The sequence below is a fragment of the Kitasatospora sp. NPDC096140 genome (assembly GCF_040303045.1).
Taxonomy (GTDB): domain Bacteria; phylum Actinomycetota; class Actinomycetes; order Streptomycetales; family Streptomycetaceae; genus Kitasatospora.
In genome coordinates this window covers 35,715-49,945 of the sequence record NZ_JBEOUW010000002.1, presented here as the reverse complement: position 1 = coordinate 49,945, position 14,231 = coordinate 35,715, and the positions used below count along the sequence as shown (strand labels likewise).

The window sequence follows — 14,231 nt, the reverse complement described above, 5'->3', positions numbered from 1 at the left end:
CACCGCCGTCCGCACCGGCGAGTTCGACGCCTGACAGGCCTACTTCGCAACGGAGTGGGAAGTCGTCCCCATCGACTTCCCACTCCGTTCGCACACCCCGACCAGGAGGAACCCGCCATGGACTCCGCTCACCTCACCACTTGGCGCAAGAGCACCTACAGCGGCAGCGGCGGCCAATGCGTCGAGGTGGCAGACGGCTTCGCCGGCCTCGTCCCGGTCCGTGACTCCAAGGACCCCTCCGGCCCGGCGCTCGCCTTCTCCTCCTCCGCCTGGCAGTCCTTCGTCACCGCCGTCCGCACCGGCGAGTTCGACGCCTGACAGGCCTACTTCGCAACGGAGTGGGAAGTCGTCCCCATCGACTTCCCACTCCGTTCGCACAACCCGACCTGGAGGAACCCGCCATGAGCTCCAGCCTCGATCTGTCCTCCGCCCTCTGGGTCAAGTCCTCCCACAGCACTGACGGGGGTCAGTGCATCGAAGTCGCTCCTGGTTTCCCGAACGTCATGCCCGTCCGTGACTCCAAGGACCCCTCCGGCCCGGCCCTCGTCTTCTCCTCCACCGCCTGGCAGTCCTTCGTCACCGCCATCCGCGCCGGCGAACTCGACGCCTGACAGGCCTACTTCACACTCCATTCGCATGACCACGACCTGGAGGAACCCGCCATGAGCTCCAGCCTCGATCTGTCCTCCGCCCTCTGGGTCAAGTCCTCCCACAGCTCCGACGGGGGTCAGTGCATCGAAGTCGCTCCTGGTTTCCCGAACGTCATGCCCGTCCGTGACTCCAAGGACCCCTCCGGCCCGGCGCTCGTCTTCTCCTCCTCCGCCTGGCAGTCCTTCGTCACCGCCGTCCGCGCCGGCGAGTTCGACGGCCGGTAGTCGCACCTTCCGCCGGAGTGGGAAGTCGGTCCCACCGACTTCCCACTCCGTTCGCCGCCGCTGCCAGCACCGTGTCAGGTGGTCGACAGGAGGAGACCACCGAGGGCGGCGGTGACGAGCACCGTCAGGAGGACTACGCGGGCGCGGTAGGCGTTCCTGGCCTTGTCGTCGTCGAACATGCCGAAGAAGCCCCCCATCACGAAGAAGTAGGCCACCGCGGCCATGACCGTCAGGGTCGGGTCGGTCCGGGCGATCTGCAACAGCCCCAGCCACGCCGCCGAGAGCGCCCCCGCGGCCGCGGCGAACGGCCACCCCGTCACTCCGCGCAGCCGTTCCCGGGCGCGCCTGGCGCGCTCGGTGAGGCGCCGGCGGCCCGGGCCGGGCGGGTGTGGTGGCCGGGGCTTGCGGGCCGTCCACAGCACGGCTGCTCCGATCGCCGCATTGAGGCCGAGGAAGCCCAGGAGCGGGGCCGGGGAGTCGGCTTCGCCGGGGAGTTCGGGCGCGACCCGCCCGGCCGGGTCCACCCGGACGGTGACGGTGTCCCCGGGCTTGAAGCGCTGGGAGTCCGGCCGGAGGTCCCCGCCGGGAACGGCCCCGCCGTCCCTCGGGAGGAGGGTGTAGGACCGCACCGTGCCCCGGCCGATCCTCTCGACCTTCTCCTGCAGCACCACGGCGCTCACGTCCTCGCCCGAGCGCAGGACCAGGTTGTGCCACACGTCGGTGCCGGTCAGGCAGGCGAACAGGGCCGCAACGGCGGTGGCCGCGATCAGGGCGCCCTCGTCCTTCCCGAGCCCGCGCCTCCCGTCGGCGTCGCGCCGCGACGCGAGCGCGACGCCGACGGCCACGGGATAAAGAAGCCCGAGGAGGACGGCGGGGACCGTACCGGCGTACACGTCCGCGGCGATGACGCCGAGGATGATGCCGGTCGAGACGGCGATGACGCCGAGCGCGTGGCCGTACCGGTGGCGGCGCCCGTCGCGCACGGCCCGGTCGGTGCGGGCGGTCGTCAACCGAACGCCTTGCGGATGTTGTCCCACTGCTCGGGCGGCAGGTCGTCCAGGGCCTCGTTCCGGGGCGGGTGGAAGGAGATGGCGCCGACCGCGCCGGCGATCGCGGGCAGCCACTCCTGCCAGTACTCGGCCTGCTCGGTGGTGAAGACGGCCGCGACGACGTGGGGGCTCCACGGGTGCGGGATCAGGAACTCCACCTGCCGCACGGTGGTGGCCGTCGGCTGCGGTACGCCGTAGAGCGCGCCGGGCACCGTCACCGGCACGTCGCGTACGGCCACCGCGGTGCGTCCGGGGGGCAGTTCGAGCACGCCGACGTCGGCGTGCGGCCAGGTGGCGGCCAGCCGGTCGGCGATGCGCTGCGGGTAGCTGCCCGGGGGGCCGGTGTCCTCGGGGCGGACGAAGACGGTGAACACGCCGACGACCGGGGCGCCGTCCGAGGCCCGCGCCAGGCGGGCGGACAGGTGGACGGCGCCTTCGCGCAGCTGGTTCTGCAGGGCGCTCTCGGTGGCGACGGTGAGGCTGAGCCGCTGCTCGGGGCCGGCGTCGGCGAAGACGGTGTCCAGGGCGGCGGCGGTGCGTGCCATCCGCTCGCCCGGGTCCTCGGTGAGGTCGACGGCGGTGAAGCCGTCGGGCGGGGCGAGCCAGAGCGGGGCGAGCCGGAGCGGGGGTGTGTCAGCGGCCATGGCCCCTCATCCATCCGTACAGTCCGAAGGCGTTGCCGACCGCGAGGACCCCGCCGGCGACCTTGGCCGGCGTGCTGCCGCCCCAGGCCATGCCGGCGGCGCCCATGACGTTGGCGGCGCCGGTGGTGTTGTTCACCGCGCTGTTGAGGTCGTCGCCGGGCGTGTCCGTGAACAGGGTGGCGGCGGTCGGTGCGGCCAGGGCGAGCGAGGTGGCGCCCTGGACGCCGTCGGAGAGGTCCTGGGCGCGCTCCAGGGGGACGCCGAGTTTCAGGGCCGGTTTCTCGACCGCGACCTTGAACAGCGGGTTCTGCGGGTCGAGGTACTTGACCCCGCGGACCCCGGAGGCCGCCTCGGCGGCCCCGGCCCTGGCGCCTGCGGCGGCGCTCGTCTTGACGCCGACCTTCACGGCGGTGACTCCTCCCTTGGCCGCGGCCCCGAGCAGCGGGATGGCTCCGAGGATGTCCCCGGACAGGGTCAGGTAGTTGCCGACCTTGTCCCAGGTCGGGGGCCACAGTCCCTTGGCGCCGTACTGCTTGGCGTGTGCGCCGGCCGCGGCGAGGCTCAGGGCGACGGCGGCCAGGGCCAGGGGCGGGAAGAAGATCGCCGCGACGCCGGCGACGCTTGCGGCCACGGTCAGCAGGTCGGCGCCGTGCTTGCCGAACCAGTCGCCGACCTTGTCGAGCCAGCCGGGTTCCGGCGGGGCCTTGCTGTCGGCGGCCTTGCGGATGGCGTCGGCGGTCCTGCGCGCGTCGCCGGTGTGGGTGGTGTGCAGGGTGGCGCCCTGGCTCTGCAGGTGGCCCAGTTCCTCGCCCGCGCTGCGGACGGTGGCGGCGGCCTCGTCGAGGTGCTTCTTGGCCGCGTTGTAGCGGGCGGTGGCGTCGGCGAGGGAGGCGTCGTCGGGGAAGGTCTGCCCGGCCAGTTGGAGGTCGGGGTGGGCGGCGGCCGCGGTGTGGGCCTGTTCGGCCTCCGTCTTGTGCTGCCGGGCGGCGAGGGCGGCGCGCTCCAGCTCCGCCGCCTTGGGCTGGTGTTCGGCCAGGGCCTTGTACCAGGTGTCGAGGGCGCCGTAGGCGGTGGTGATCGAGTCGGAGGCGTCCTTGAGGTAGTCGGGGAGCTCGCCGAACTTCTCGGCGAACGCGTCGGCGGCGGCGCCGGTCCACTGGCCCTCGTGGCGGGAGAGCTGCGCGAGCGTGGCGTGGATGGCGCCCAGGTGGCCCGCGACCCGGCGCAGGGTGGCGCTCAGGGCGGTGACGGCGCCCTGGTCGCCGGGTGCGGGGTCGAAGCCGAGGCCGGACCAGGCGGCGGGCTGCTGGTCGGCCATCAGGCGGCCTGCGGGGTAAGGGCCTTGATGATGCTCTGCTCGGTGCCGTCGTACTCCCGCTGGATCCTCTCCAGTCCTTCGACGAGCACCTTGACGGATTCGCGGACCTTGCCGAGCCCGTAGTCCCAGGTGTCCTGGAAGTGCCTGCCGGCGTCTTCCAGGAAGTCGTAGCCCAGGCCGGCTCGGCCCGCGCCCTTCAACGCCTGCAGTCCCTGGTCGAGTTCGTCACCGCAGCCCTTGAGGTCCCGGCAGAGCTGGGCCACGAACTGCGGGCTGACCGTGAAGTCCGCCATGGAACAACCCCCGTGTGTTGATCACTGTTTCGGCGAGAGGCTAACCGGGGGTCCGTGCACGTCCGGCCTGCGTTGACGCAACCCGTACGCGGCCCATACGGCTTCCGTTCACGACCGGCGGGGCGCGCGGGTGCGCGGGGGTGAAGGGGGCGCACGGGGCCCGGAGGTACTGCCGGTTCCACTCTGGCGCCGCCGGACGATCTCTGACACCATCTCAGCCGACGTGAACGAACCGTGTGCCAATCGTTCACGCCACCCGCACAACAGTCGTAGCGCGTCACCGAGAAGATCTGAGGCCTGCCATGAAGACCCTACGGACCCACACCTCACACCTGCTGACGGTCGTGCTGCTGCTCCTGGGCATGATGACCGCCGCGTCCGCGCAGGCCCAGGCGGCCCCGCAGCGGGTCGCCGGCTCCACGACCATCTGCTCCTTCTCCCCCATCCCGGACGGCTGGGTCGTCACCAGCTCGTACAGCAGCTGGGGCTGTCCCGGCTCCGGTGTCTCGTACACGATCACCGACACGGCCGGGCAGACCAACCTCGCCATCTGCTCCTTCTCCCCCAAGCCGGCCGGGTGGGTGGTGACCAGCTCCTACAGCAGCAACATCTGCGCGGGCAGCGGCGTCGCCTACGGCTTCCGCAACGTCGCCAACGACACCAACGCCAGCGCCTGCTCGATGACCCCGATACCCACCGGCTGGGTGATCACCAGCTCCTACAGCAGCAACATCTGCGCGGGCACCGGCGTCGGCTACTCGCTCCACAACACCGCCAACGACACCCGCGTCGGCACGTGCTCGATGACCCCGATCCCCACCGGTTGGGTCGTCACCAGCTCCTACAGCACCAACAACTGCGCCGGCACCGGCGTCGGCTACACCCTCGTCAAGATCACCACGGAGACCTCCGCCGTCGTGTGCTCCTTCTCCCCGCTGCCCACCGGCTGGGTCGTCAGCAACTACTACCCCAGCAACAACTGCTACGGCAGCGGCGTCGCCTACAACATCCGCAAGGCCTGACCCGGCAGCCGCCGCACCACCGCCCCGGGCCCGTGAGACGCCCCGGGCCGGGCCGCAGTGACCTCGCCGGCGGGCGAGGTCACTGCGGCCCGCGCGGCGCGGCGCGGACGTCGAAGAGCGCGGTGCCCCCGTCGGCGCCGGGGCACCGCCCCTCCCCCGCCCCGCCCCGCCCCCTCTCCCCCTCGGGCCCCGCAGGGGTGGGCCGGTGTGCGCCGAGTGGCGCCCACGGCTGGTGACCGGGCGCACGCGAACACAGGCTGGGCCCCGGTGCTGCCCGTCCGGACCCTGCGGTGGCGGGCGGTGCCGCGCGGGGCCGTCCCGACCGGGGCGGCCGGGGGCGTGAGAGACGGGAACACGACGTGGAACAGGACACCGGTCCGAACACCCTTCGCCAGCAGCCCCCGGTCACCGTCACCCCCGGAACGGAAGCCCCGTGATGCCCGCCGCCGTGCCCCGGCGCCGGCGCACCGTACGGCGGCTGCGGGCCGCGCTCGCCGCGGGCGCCGCCGTCTGCCTGCTGGCCGGCCCGGGCGCGCTGCCCGCCCACGCCGCGCCCCACGCCGCGCCCCTCGGCCCGCCGGGCGTGACCGGGGTGCGGATGCCGCTGGGCACGGTCGCCCACAGCGCGGGCCGGGCCCGCTTCGAGCCGGGCCCCTGCCCGCGGACCGCCGACCCCGCGCCCCCCATCGAGGGCGCCCGCTGCGGCACCCTCACCGTCCCCGAGAACCGCTCCCGCCACGACGGGCGCACCATCACCCTGGGCGTGGAGATCGTGCCCGCCGCCACCGGCCGGCCGGCACCCGACCCGATCGTGTGGCTGGCCGGCGGGCCCGGCGACGACGCCGTCTCCGAAATCCAGCTGGCCCTGAACGGCGGCCTCAACCACGACCGGGACGTCATCTTCATGTCCCAGCGCGGCACCTACTCGGCGCAGCCGGCCCTCACCTGCCCGAACATCGACCGGTTCACCGCGGACACCCTCGACCTGGTCTACGGCGCGCCGTCCACCCGGGACCTGCACGTCGAGCAGACCCGCGTCTGCCGCGACGACCTGGCCGACCGCACCGGCGACCTCGGCGCGTACAACAGCACCGAGAGCGCCGCCGACTACGCCGACCTGCGCGAAGCGCTGTGCCTGGAGCAGTGGAACGTCTTCGGCATCTCCTACGGCTCCGACCTGGCCCTGCTCTACATGCGCGAACACCCCCGGGGGATCCGCTCGGTCGGCATCGACGGCATCCTGCCGCCGTCCCTGGCCGGCGGCGCCGCGACCTGGCAGGCCGCCCGGGAGGGCTTCGACGGCATCTTCGAGGCGTGCGCGCGGCAGAGTGCCTGCAACGAGCGCTATCCGGACCTGAAGGGCACCTTCGAGCACCTGGTCGGGGAGCTGGAGGCCCACCCGGTGACGACCACGGTCACCGTGCCGGGCCGTGCGGAGCCGGTGGCGGTGACCCTGGACGGCGGGGTCCTGGTGAGCTGGCTGACCTTCGCGAGCCATCTGGCGCCGGGCGTGCCCCGTTCGATCGACGAGCTGGCGCACGGGAATCCGCAGCGGGTGGCCGAGCAGTGGGCGGGCGGCAAGCTCGGCCCGCAGGCGATCGGCCGGCTCTCCCACGGCCTGGCCTACGGGGTGTTCTGCGGCGAGTGGACGCCGTTCGAGAGCGAGGCGCAGGTGACCGAGGCGGGGCGGCGCGCCTTCCCGTCGTTCCCCGAGTCGGTGCTGGTCAACGCGCCGGGGCTGGCCTGGCTGCACGAGGACTGCCGGGCCTGGAACGTGCCGGCCGCGCCCGACTCGGTGCGGGAGGTGACGCGCAGTTCGATCCCCTCGCTCGTGCTGTCCGGCGGGTTCGACTCGCAGACCGCCCCGAGCAACGGCCCCTACGCCGCGCGGACGCTGAGCCGTTCGACCGAGGTGACGGTGCCCTACGTCGCCCACGTGGTGTTCGCCGACTCGGCGTGCGCGCAGTCGATCACCCGGTCGTTCTTCGACACGCCGGGTGCCCCGGACACGGGCTGCCTGGCGGGCCTGCAGCCGCCGGTGTTCGAGATCGGGGCGTGAGGCCGGGGCCGGCCGCGCTCCACCGCGTCCCCCGGCGCCCCGCTGCTCCCGGCCGCCGGGGCGGCGGGGCGCCCGGTCAGGGGGCGGCGGCGTCCGTCTCCTGCGCCCACTGCTCGCGCGGGCGCAGTCCGGCGAGGATCCTGCGGGCTTGGTCGCGTACGCCGGCGTCGTCGTCCGCCGTCAGTTCGTTCAGCCGCTCGACGAGTGCGTCGCTGCCTTCGGTCGTCGTCCAGTGGGGGTCGGCGTTCAGGGCGGCGTGGAGTTCGTCCGCGGTCCAGGTCTCGGCCGCGCGGCTGACGGCCAGGAGCACGCAGCGCAGGCCTGCGGTGTCCGCGCGGGCGAGGAGGGCCTGGGCCGTTTCCTGGGTGACGGCGGTGTCCCGGTCGTCCAGGAGGAGGCGGTGGAGGACGTGGGCCACCTCGCCGATCCCCTCCGATGCCGCGAGGCGGCGCCCGGCGGCGGCGCGCACGGCCCAGGAGGGCGCGTCGGCGTCGCGCAGCGCTGCGGCCTGTTCCCGGTCGTCGGAGGGGGTCATGATCCCAGGGTGTCAGGGGGCGTGCCGGCCCGCGCCCGCGGGGTGCGGGGGGCGGCCCGGGGGCGTGGGTGGGGCGGGGCCCCGCCGTCCCTGCCCGAGGGGGCGGCGGGGCCCTTCTTCCCACCCTGCGCCAGGTGGTGTGCGGGCTGCGGTCAGCGGACCGCGGCCAGGACGGGCCGCGCGGCCGGGGCGGCGGCCGGGGTGGTGGCCGCCGGGGCGGGTGCGGGGGCCGTGGTGGTGGCGGGCGCGGCGGTGCGGCAGTCGTCGGTGAAGGCGAGGGCGCGCAGGTGGTAGGGGCGGGCGGCGTGGCCCAGGGAGAGGTTGTGGCCGGCGCCGTGGGCGGTGACCAGGTGGGCCAGGCCCGGGGGGAAGGCGGCGGTCAGGGCGGTGCGGTGGGCCGCCTCCAGGCGCCACCAGTGCTCGTGTTCGGCGAGGGTCAGGCGCACGGGCACGCGGACGCGGGCGGCGAGGGCGGCGTAGCGGGCGGGCCAGTCGGCGAGTTCGCGGGATTCGAGGGCGGGGACGGGGGTGAGCAGGGTGCGGGCGGCGTGGAAGGTGCCGGGCGGGTAGAGGCCGAGGGGGCCCCAGTTGAGGCGGCCGCCGCCGGCGAGGTCGTCGGGGCGGTCCCAGGCGCCGGGGGCGTAGTGCTGGGCGAGGCCGTTGATGTCGGCGCCGAGCAGGGGCAGGCGCGGGTGGTGGGGCCAGTGGGCGGCGAGGTGGAGGGCGATCTTGCCGCCGAAGGAGTGGGCGAGGAGCTGGACGCCGGCGCCGGTGGGGTGGGCGCGGGCGTAGTCGGTGAGGGCGGCGTGGAGGGTGGCGGCCTGGTCGGCGATGAGCTGGCCGGCGGGCAGGCGGTGGGCGGAGGCGCCGTGGCCGGGGCGGTCGATGGCGAGGACGGTGTAGCCGAGGTCGGCGGCCAGGGTGAGCAGGCTGGTGTCGGGGTGGGCGGGGCCGGCGAAGTAGGCGGCGCGCATGCCGCGGCCGTGGATGGCGAGGATGACGGCCTTGGGTTCGCCGTGTTCGGGTTCGGCGACCAGGGCGGAGAGCGGGATGCCGGCGGCGTCCAGGACCAGGGAGCGGGTGCGCAGCGGGTCGTTTCTCATGCCAGGGCCCCGGTGCGGGCGGTGTCGAGGGTGGTGAGCCAGGTGTCGAGGTCGTCGGTGCGCATGAGGGCGGTGCCGACGAGGAGGGCGGCGTAGCCGGCGTCCAGGAGGCGGGCGGCGGTGTGGGGGTCGGTGATGGCGGAGGCGGAGACGGGGGCGCGGCAGCCGGCGGCGCGGACGGCGGGCAGCAGGCGCAGGCTGCGCTGGAGGTCGCCGGGGTCGCGTTCGCGGGTGCGGATGTCCTTGTTGTTGACGGCGACGACGCAGCGGTCGATGTCGGGCAGGTGGTCGAGTTCGTGTTCGTCGGTGATCTCGACGAAGGGGGTCAGGCCCAGGGTGAGGGCGCAGGTGACCAGGCGGTGCAGGGAGGTGGCGGGGAGCAGGGCTGCGGTGAGCAGGACGGCGGAGGCGCCCATGGCGTGGGCGGCTTCGAGTTGGGCGGGGCGGGTGAGGAAGTCCTTCTGCAGGACGGGCAGGGTGGTGGTGGCGGTGACCTCGCGCAGCAGGCGGGTGGTGCCGCCGAACCAGCGGCCGGTGACGACGGACAGGCAGGGGGCGCCGGCCTGTTCGTAGCGGGTGACGAGGTCGGTGACGGTGCGTTCGCCCAGGAGGTCGTTGCCGTGGGGGTCGCGGAGTTTGACTTCCATGATGAGGGGGCGCCGGGCGGCCAGCAGGGTGTCGATGAAGGTCATACGGCGGCCTCCTGGAGGCGCGGGTGCCAGGCGCGGGTGAGGGCGGTGACGGCGTCGCGGGTGAGGCGGCCGGTGCGGTCGCGGGCGGCGGTGTCGATGTCGGCGCCGGCGTACAGGGGGTGGTCGGTGACGGTGCGGTAGGTGTCGCGGTTGGCGGTGTTGAGGCCGCCGGCGAGGAGGAAGGGGATGGTGAGGCGGGGCAGCAGGGCGTGGACGTGGTCGGGGTCCAGGCTCTGGCCGGTGGAGCCGACGCGGCCGTCGTCGGTGACGGTGTCCAGGAGGAAGAGGTCGCATCCGGCGCGTTCGAAGGCGCCGGTGAAGGCGCGTTCGAGGCAGCGTCCGCGGGAGAGGTGGAGGACTTTGACGAGGACGGCGTAGGGCAGTTTTTCGCGCAGGTCGGCGACGAGGGCGGGGTTCTGGTAGGCGTGGAGCTGGATCCAGCGGATGCCGGTGGCGCGGGCGAGGCGGGCGAGTTGGTCGGCGTCGTCGAGGAAGGTGACGAGGACGGGTTCCAGGCCCAGGCGGATGGCGGTGGCGGCGAGGTCGGCGAGGCGTTCGGGTTCGAGGTCGGCGGGGCCGTCGGGGACGCCGTGCCACAGGCCGACGAGGGTGGGGCCGGTGTCGGCGAGCAGGGCGAGGTCGGCGCGGGTGCGGGCGCCGCAGACCTTGAGGTGGCCGGGGCGCAGGGCGCGGGCGGGGGCGAGGGCGGGGGCGGTCATTTGCCCAGTCCCAGCATGGCGGCGATGCGGTTGTACTGGATCTCGTTGCTGCCGGAGTAGATGGTGCCGGCGACGGCGTTGCGCACGTCCTTCTCCACTCCGTATTCGGACATGTAGCCGTTGCCGCCGAAGACCTGGACGGCGGCGAGGGAGGTGGCGAGGTTGGACTCGCTGGTGAGGAGTTTGGCGATGGCCATGTCGACGGTGACGTTGTCACCGGCTTCGAGGCGCTGGGCGGTGTCGTAGAGCCACTTGCGGGCGGTTTCCAGGCGGATCTTGGTGTCGACGATCTTGTTGGCGACGGACTGGTAGGAGCCGATGGGCTTGCCGAAGGACATGCGGGTCTTGGCGTAGTCCAGGCAGCGGTCCAGGCGGTGCTGCATCTCGCCGGTGTTGACGATGAAGGAGTAGAGGATCTCGCGTTTCATGACGTGGTCGAGGACCATGAAGCCGCCGCCGACGCGGCCCAGTACGCGGTCCTTGGGGACGCGGACGCCGTCGAGGAAGAGTTCGGACAGCGGGGAGGTGCGCAGGCCCATCTTCTTGATGGGGTTGCCGCAGCTGAGGCCGGGCATGTCGGCGTCCAGGAGGAAGGCGGTGACGCCGAGTGCGCCGCCCTGGGGGTGGGTGCGGGCGTAGACGACGATGACGTCGGCGACGGGGCCGTTGGAGACGAAGGTCTTGGCGCCGGTGAGGACGAAGTCGTCGCCGTCGCGTACGGCGCGGGTGCGCATCTGCATGGCGTCGGAGCCGCTGTCGGACTCGGTGATGGCGTGGGCGCCGATGGCCTCGCCGGAGGCGATGCGGGGCAGGTAGGCCTCTTTGAGGGCGGGTGAGCCGAAGGCCTGCAGGGGGACGCCGGTGGAGGCGATGGAGGTGGTGACGGAGAAGTTGAGGCCGCCGTCGCGGCAGGTCTGGCCGAGGCCTTCGAGGACGTACATGGTGGTGAGCAGGGACTGGCCCAGGCCGCCGTACTGTTCGTCGAAGGGCAGGGAGAGGATGCCGGTCTTCTGGATCAGGCGCCACTTGTCGTGGGAGAAGGCGGCCTGTTCGTCGCCTTCGATGTGGCCGGCGCTCAGGTCGTCGCCGAAGCGGGCCAGGCCCTCGCGCAGGGCCTTCTGGTCGGCGTTCCAGCGGATCACGGTGTTGCCGCCTTCCTCCCGGGCCCGCCTTTCGGGGGCCCGGGGTGGCAGGCCGGCGCACGGGTCGCCGGCGTTCGTCTGAACAGAAGGTCTCGCGCTCGGGGCCGGGGCGCTGCGGGCGCTGCGGCCCGCCGGGCGGAAGGTGTCGCGCCGGGCGCTGCGGGCTCCCCGGGCGCTGCGCCCGTTAGTAGGCGGAGGAGTTGTGGGCGTCGAGCTGGTGGACCTCGTCGCCGCGCAGGGCCGGGGAGAAGACGCAGACCAGGCGCAGGTCCTCGTGGGGGCTGGCGACCAGGTAGTGGGCGTCGTGCTCGTCGAGGGCGTACAGGCGGCCGGGGGTGATGGGGTGGGAGTTGCCGTCCATGTCGATGACCTCGCCGGAGCCGGCGATGCAGTAGCAGGCTTCCAGGTGGTTGCGGTACTCCAGGCGGGACTTGGTGCCGGCGTTGACGATGGTGTCGGTGAGGCTGTAGCCGAGGCCGTCGCTGGCCACCAGGAAGCGGCGGGACAGGCCGTTGCCCCACTCGACGGTCTTCACGTCGGCGATGTCGCGGATCAGCATGCCGGTTGTTCCTCTCGGGTGGTGGTGCTGGCGGGGGTGAGGGTGGTGGTGCCGGTGCTGGTGGTGCTGGTGGTGCTGTGGGCGGTGGTGCGTCCGCCGGGTGCGTCCGGCTGTGGGGGACGGGTGGGGCGGAGGTCGGTGAGGAAGGCGCGCAACTCCTCGACGGGGTCGAGGCCTTCGGTGTGGGCGTGTTCGATGCGGGCGACGGCGGCGGAGCCGACGATGGCGGCGTGGGCGCCGCTGTCGGCGACGGCCGTGAGGTCGGCGGGGGTCTTGACGCCGAAGCCGACGGCGACGGGGGTGGTGGGGGCGGCGGTGCGCAGGGCGGTGACGGTGTCGGCGAGGGCGCGGTGGCCGTGGGCGGGGGTGGTGCCGGAGCGGCCGTAGTGGGCGACGAGGTAGACGTAGGCGCCGGCGGCGCCGTGGGCGGCGGCGGTGAGGACCTCGGGGGTGGAGGCGGGGTAGCAGGTGGTGACCTGCGGGAGGCCTTCGTCGTGCAGGGCCTGCTGCCAGGCGGGGCGTACGCGTGGGGGCAGGGCGTGGACGAGGAGGGCGGCGGCTCCGGCGCGGGTGACGGCGCGGGCGGTGGCGGCGGGGTCGCGGTGGCGCAGGCTGTGGCTCCAGTCGGCGAGCAGGACGACCTTGAGGCGGGTGAGTTTCGGGGTGAGGTCGGCGAGTTCGGCGAGGACGGTGTCCAGGGTGGTGCCGGCGTCGAGGGCGCGGGTGGCGGAGCGGCGGATGACGGGGCCGTCGGTGGGCGAGTTGGGGAAGGGGACGGCGAGTTCGAGGACGTCGGTGCCGTGGGCGTCGAGCATGTGGGCGAGGTCGGCGAGGCGCCCGGCGGGGTCGCCGGCGTTGAGGAAGACCGCGAGGCCGAGTTCGCCGTCGGGGAAGAGGGGTTCAGACACCGGCTGCCTCCCGGGGGCGGGCGCCAAGGCGTTCGGCGAGTGCGCGGGGGGCGCCGTCGGCGAGGGCGTCCAGGGCGGTGGTGTAGGCGGTGTGCCAGCGGGTGTGGCGGCCGCTGGCGAGGGCGAGGGCGGCGGCGTTGAGCGCGATGGTGTGGGTGGCGGTGTCGCCGGCCTGGGCGCTGAGGGCGCGCAGGAAGTGGCCGGTGAGGTCGTCGGGGTGCGGCGCGAGGTCGGCGAGGGTGCCGGTGTCGGGGGCGACGGATCCGGCGGGCAGGTGGATGGCGCCGTCGGGGGTGTGGAGGGTGTTGTCGGCGAACGGCAGGAGCTCGTCGGCGCCGGCGCTGTTGTGGGCCAGCCACACGGTGCGGGTGGGGTTGCGGGCGGCGAGGGCGCGCAGGGCGTCCAGCGGGGCGGCGGCGCAGGCGCCGGTGAGCTGGGCGGTGACGGGGACGGTGGCGAGCAGCGGGCCGAGGGTGTTGAGGAAGGCGCCGAAGGGTTTGAGGGTGAGGGGGTAGAGGATGCGGGCCAGGCGGGTGAGGGCCGGCGGGTAGACGTGGGGGCCGGCGAAGGCGATGCCGTGGCGGGCGAGGTGGTCGGCGGTGGCGGCGTGGCCGGAGGTGAGGGTGATGCCCAGGCGTTCGAGGAGGTCGACGGAGCCGGCGGCGCTGGTGTAGGCGCGGGAGCCGGTTTTGACGACGGGGATGCCCATGGCGGCGGCGGTCAGGGCGGCGGCGGTGGAGAGGTTGAAGGTGGCGGGTCCGCCGCCGGTGCCGACGATGTTGACGCTGGCCGGGTGGGCGGGGCCGGGGTCGGGGGCGCGTTCGGTGAGGGAGGTGGTGAGGGCGGCGAGGGTCGCGGGCTCGGGCAGGCGGGTGGTGAGGCTGGCCAGCAGGGCCGCCGCCTGGGCCCGGTCGCTGTCGCGGGCCGGGCCCAGGGTGCGTTGCTCCAGCTGGTCCCACCACGAGCGCCAGGCTTCCAGGGGTACCGGGCGGCCGGCGAGGAGTGCGGTGAGGGCCGGGTGCATGGGATCAGCCGCCCACCGTGGCGCTGGCCGCGGCGCGGCGTTCGGTGATGAAGGCGTCGATGGCGGCGACCGAGCGGAAGTTGTTCGGGTCGAGGTCGGTGTCGTCGACGGGCAGGGAGAAGTGGTCCTCGACCCAGGCGATGAGCTTGAGGACGCCGAGGCTGTCGATGACGCCGTCGGAGAGCAGGTCGTGGTCGTCGGCGAGCTGCTCGGGGGTGACGTCGGGCAGGAACTCCTCGATGAGGAACCGCTTGATCTGGGTGATGTTGCTCATGGTGGCAACTCCCTT

General features: G+C 73.8%; 18 protein-coding genes. 5 read left to right on the top strand and 13 right to left on the bottom strand.

Annotated features, from left to right (window positions below; all coding sequences use genetic code 11):
- Positions 1-117: 117 nt before the first annotated feature.
- The 3 genes from ABT048_RS01895 (at position 118) to ABT048_RS01885 (ending at position 875) form a co-directional block, all read left to right on the top strand.
- Complete coding sequence (locus tag ABT048_RS01895; RefSeq protein ID WP_350519331.1) at positions 118-318, top strand: DUF397 domain-containing protein; 201 nt, start codon at positions 118-120, stop codon at positions 316-318.
- Positions 319-401: 83 nt separating this feature from the next.
- Positions 402-611, top strand: coding sequence for a DUF397 domain-containing protein (locus tag ABT048_RS01890; RefSeq protein ID WP_350519330.1), 210 nt, complete (start codon positions 402-404; stop codon positions 609-611).
- A 51-nt stretch (positions 612-662) separates the two neighbouring features.
- A complete protein-coding gene (locus ABT048_RS01885; RefSeq protein WP_350519329.1) occupies positions 663-875 on the top strand; it encodes a DUF397 domain-containing protein in 213 nt (70 codons plus the stop codon).
- 74 nt (positions 876-949) lie between these two features.
- On the opposite strand, the gene ABT048_RS01880 is transcribed toward ABT048_RS01885, so the two are convergent.
- The 4 genes from ABT048_RS01880 to ABT048_RS01865 are packed head-to-tail and all read right to left on the bottom strand — an operon-like array spanning position 950 to position 4,179.
- On the bottom strand, positions 950-1,885 hold the full coding sequence (locus ABT048_RS01880; protein WP_350519328.1) for a hypothetical protein: 936 nt from the start codon (positions 1,883-1,885) through the stop codon (positions 950-952).
- Positions 1,882-2,568 (bottom strand): hypothetical protein, encoded by a 687-nt coding sequence (locus ABT048_RS01875; protein WP_350519327.1) that lies wholly within the window; start codon positions 2,566-2,568, stop codon positions 1,882-1,884. Before ABT048_RS01875 ends, ABT048_RS01880 begins: the two co-directional genes overlap by 4 nt.
- Entirely contained in the window at positions 2,558-3,886 is a 1,329-nt protein-coding gene (locus ABT048_RS01870; protein WP_350519326.1) for a WXG100 family type VII secretion target, read from the bottom strand. The genes ABT048_RS01875 and ABT048_RS01870 overlap by 11 nt, the downstream gene beginning before the upstream one ends.
- Positions 3,886-4,179 carry a hypothetical protein gene (locus ABT048_RS01865; RefSeq protein WP_350519325.1) on the bottom strand — a complete coding sequence of 98 codons (294 nt, stop codon included), beginning with the start codon at positions 4,177-4,179 and terminating at the stop codon, positions 3,886-3,888. Before ABT048_RS01865 ends, ABT048_RS01870 begins: the two co-directional genes overlap by 1 nt.
- A 302-nt stretch (positions 4,180-4,481) precedes the next feature.
- Here ABT048_RS01865 and ABT048_RS01860 point away from each other — a divergent pair, with 302 nt between their 5' ends.
- Entirely contained in the window at positions 4,482-5,201 is a 720-nt protein-coding gene (locus tag ABT048_RS01860; RefSeq protein WP_350519324.1) for a hypothetical protein, read from the top strand.
- A gap of 436 nt (positions 5,202-5,637) precedes the next feature.
- The gene (locus tag ABT048_RS01855) at positions 5,638-7,260 is read left to right on the top strand and encodes an alpha/beta fold hydrolase (RefSeq protein WP_350519323.1); all 1,623 of its coding nucleotides are present in this window, start codon (positions 5,638-5,640) and stop codon (positions 7,258-7,260) included.
- Between the two features lie 76 nt (positions 7,261-7,336).
- Here ABT048_RS01855 and ABT048_RS01850 read toward each other — a convergent pair whose 3' ends face one another.
- From ABT048_RS01850 to ABT048_RS01810, 9 genes are all read right to left on the bottom strand, one after another.
- Complete coding sequence (locus tag ABT048_RS01850; protein WP_350519322.1) at positions 7,337-7,795, bottom strand: hypothetical protein; 459 nt, start codon at positions 7,793-7,795, stop codon at positions 7,337-7,339.
- A 152-nt stretch (positions 7,796-7,947) separates the two neighbouring features.
- Positions 7,948-8,898: an alpha/beta fold hydrolase gene (locus tag ABT048_RS01845; protein ID WP_350519321.1), complete on the bottom strand. Its 951-nt coding sequence runs from the start codon at positions 8,896-8,898 to the stop codon at positions 7,948-7,950.
- Entirely contained in the window at positions 8,895-9,590 is a 696-nt protein-coding gene (locus ABT048_RS01840; protein WP_350519320.1) for an indole-3-glycerol-phosphate synthase, read from the bottom strand. The genes ABT048_RS01845 and ABT048_RS01840 overlap by 4 nt, the downstream gene beginning before the upstream one ends.
- Positions 9,587-10,309 carry a phosphoribosylanthranilate isomerase gene (locus ABT048_RS01835; RefSeq protein WP_350519319.1) on the bottom strand — a complete coding sequence of 241 codons (723 nt, stop codon included), beginning with the start codon at positions 10,307-10,309 and terminating at the stop codon, positions 9,587-9,589. The genes ABT048_RS01840 and ABT048_RS01835 overlap by 4 nt, the downstream gene beginning before the upstream one ends.
- Positions 10,306-11,451 carry an acyl-CoA dehydrogenase family protein gene (locus tag ABT048_RS01830; RefSeq protein ID WP_350519318.1) on the bottom strand — a complete coding sequence of 382 codons (1,146 nt, stop codon included), beginning with the start codon at positions 11,449-11,451 and terminating at the stop codon, positions 10,306-10,308. The genes ABT048_RS01835 and ABT048_RS01830 overlap by 4 nt, the downstream gene beginning before the upstream one ends.
- Positions 11,452-11,635: 184 nt before the next feature.
- Positions 11,636-12,010: an ectoine synthase gene (locus tag ABT048_RS01825; RefSeq protein WP_350519317.1), complete on the bottom strand. Its 375-nt coding sequence runs from the start codon at positions 12,008-12,010 to the stop codon at positions 11,636-11,638.
- Positions 12,004-12,918, bottom strand: a complete 915-nt coding sequence (gene trpA, locus ABT048_RS01820; protein WP_350519316.1) for a tryptophan synthase subunit alpha — start codon at positions 12,916-12,918, stop codon at positions 12,004-12,006. The genes ABT048_RS01825 and trpA overlap by 7 nt, the downstream gene beginning before the upstream one ends.
- On the bottom strand, positions 12,911-13,942 hold the full coding sequence (locus ABT048_RS01815; protein WP_350519315.1) for a hypothetical protein: 1,032 nt from the start codon (positions 13,940-13,942) through the stop codon (positions 12,911-12,913). The genes trpA and ABT048_RS01815 overlap by 8 nt, the downstream gene beginning before the upstream one ends.
- 4 nt (positions 13,943-13,946) lie before the next feature.
- The gene (locus tag ABT048_RS01810; RefSeq protein WP_350519314.1) at positions 13,947-14,216 is read right to left on the bottom strand and encodes an acyl carrier protein; all 270 of its coding nucleotides are present in this window, start codon (positions 14,214-14,216) and stop codon (positions 13,947-13,949) included.
- Positions 14,217-14,231 lie beyond the last annotated feature (15 nt).

Excerpts from the sequence above, each read along its gene's own strand:
- ABT048_RS01875 (WP_350519327.1), bottom strand. The coding sequence starts at position 2,568 with ATGGCCGCTGACACACCCCCGCTCCGGCTCGCCCCGCTCTGGCTCGCC.
- ABT048_RS01850 (WP_350519322.1), bottom strand. The coding sequence starts at position 7,795 with ATGACCCCCTCCGACGACCGGGAACAGGCCGCAGCGCTGCGCGACGCC.
- ABT048_RS01815 (WP_350519315.1), bottom strand. The coding sequence starts at position 13,942 with ATGCACCCGGCCCTCACCGCACTCCTCGCCGGCCGCCCGGTACCCCTG.
- ABT048_RS01835 (WP_350519319.1), bottom strand. The coding sequence starts at position 10,309 with ATGACCGCCCCCGCCCTCGCCCCCGCCCGCGCCCTGCGCCCCGGCCAC.
- ABT048_RS01840 (WP_350519320.1), bottom strand. The coding sequence starts at position 9,590 with ATGACCTTCATCGACACCCTGCTGGCCGCCCGGCGCCCCCTCATCATG.
- ABT048_RS01890 (WP_350519330.1), top strand. The coding sequence starts at position 402 with ATGAGCTCCAGCCTCGATCTGTCCTCCGCCCTCTGGGTCAAGTCCTCC.
- ABT048_RS01885 (WP_350519329.1), top strand. The coding sequence starts at position 663 with ATGAGCTCCAGCCTCGATCTGTCCTCCGCCCTCTGGGTCAAGTCCTCC.
- ABT048_RS01870 (WP_350519326.1), bottom strand. The coding sequence starts at position 3,886 with ATGGCCGACCAGCAGCCCGCCGCCTGGTCCGGCCTCGGCTTCGACCCC.
- ABT048_RS01855 (WP_350519323.1), top strand. The coding sequence starts at position 5,638 with ATGCCCGCCGCCGTGCCCCGGCGCCGGCGCACCGTACGGCGGCTGCGG.
- ABT048_RS01825 (WP_350519317.1), bottom strand. The coding sequence starts at position 12,010 with ATGCTGATCCGCGACATCGCCGACGTGAAGACCGTCGAGTGGGGCAAC.
- ABT048_RS01845 (WP_350519321.1), bottom strand. The coding sequence starts at position 8,898 with ATGAGAAACGACCCGCTGCGCACCCGCTCCCTGGTCCTGGACGCCGCC.
- ABT048_RS01895 (WP_350519331.1), top strand. The coding sequence starts at position 118 with ATGGACTCCGCTCACCTCACCACTTGGCGCAAGAGCACCTACAGCGGC.
- ABT048_RS01810 (WP_350519314.1), bottom strand. The coding sequence starts at position 14,216 with ATGAGCAACATCACCCAGATCAAGCGGTTCCTCATCGAGGAGTTCCTG.
- ABT048_RS01865 (WP_350519325.1), bottom strand. The coding sequence starts at position 4,179 with ATGGCGGACTTCACGGTCAGCCCGCAGTTCGTGGCCCAGCTCTGCCGG.
- ABT048_RS01860 (WP_350519324.1), top strand. The coding sequence starts at position 4,482 with ATGAAGACCCTACGGACCCACACCTCACACCTGCTGACGGTCGTGCTG.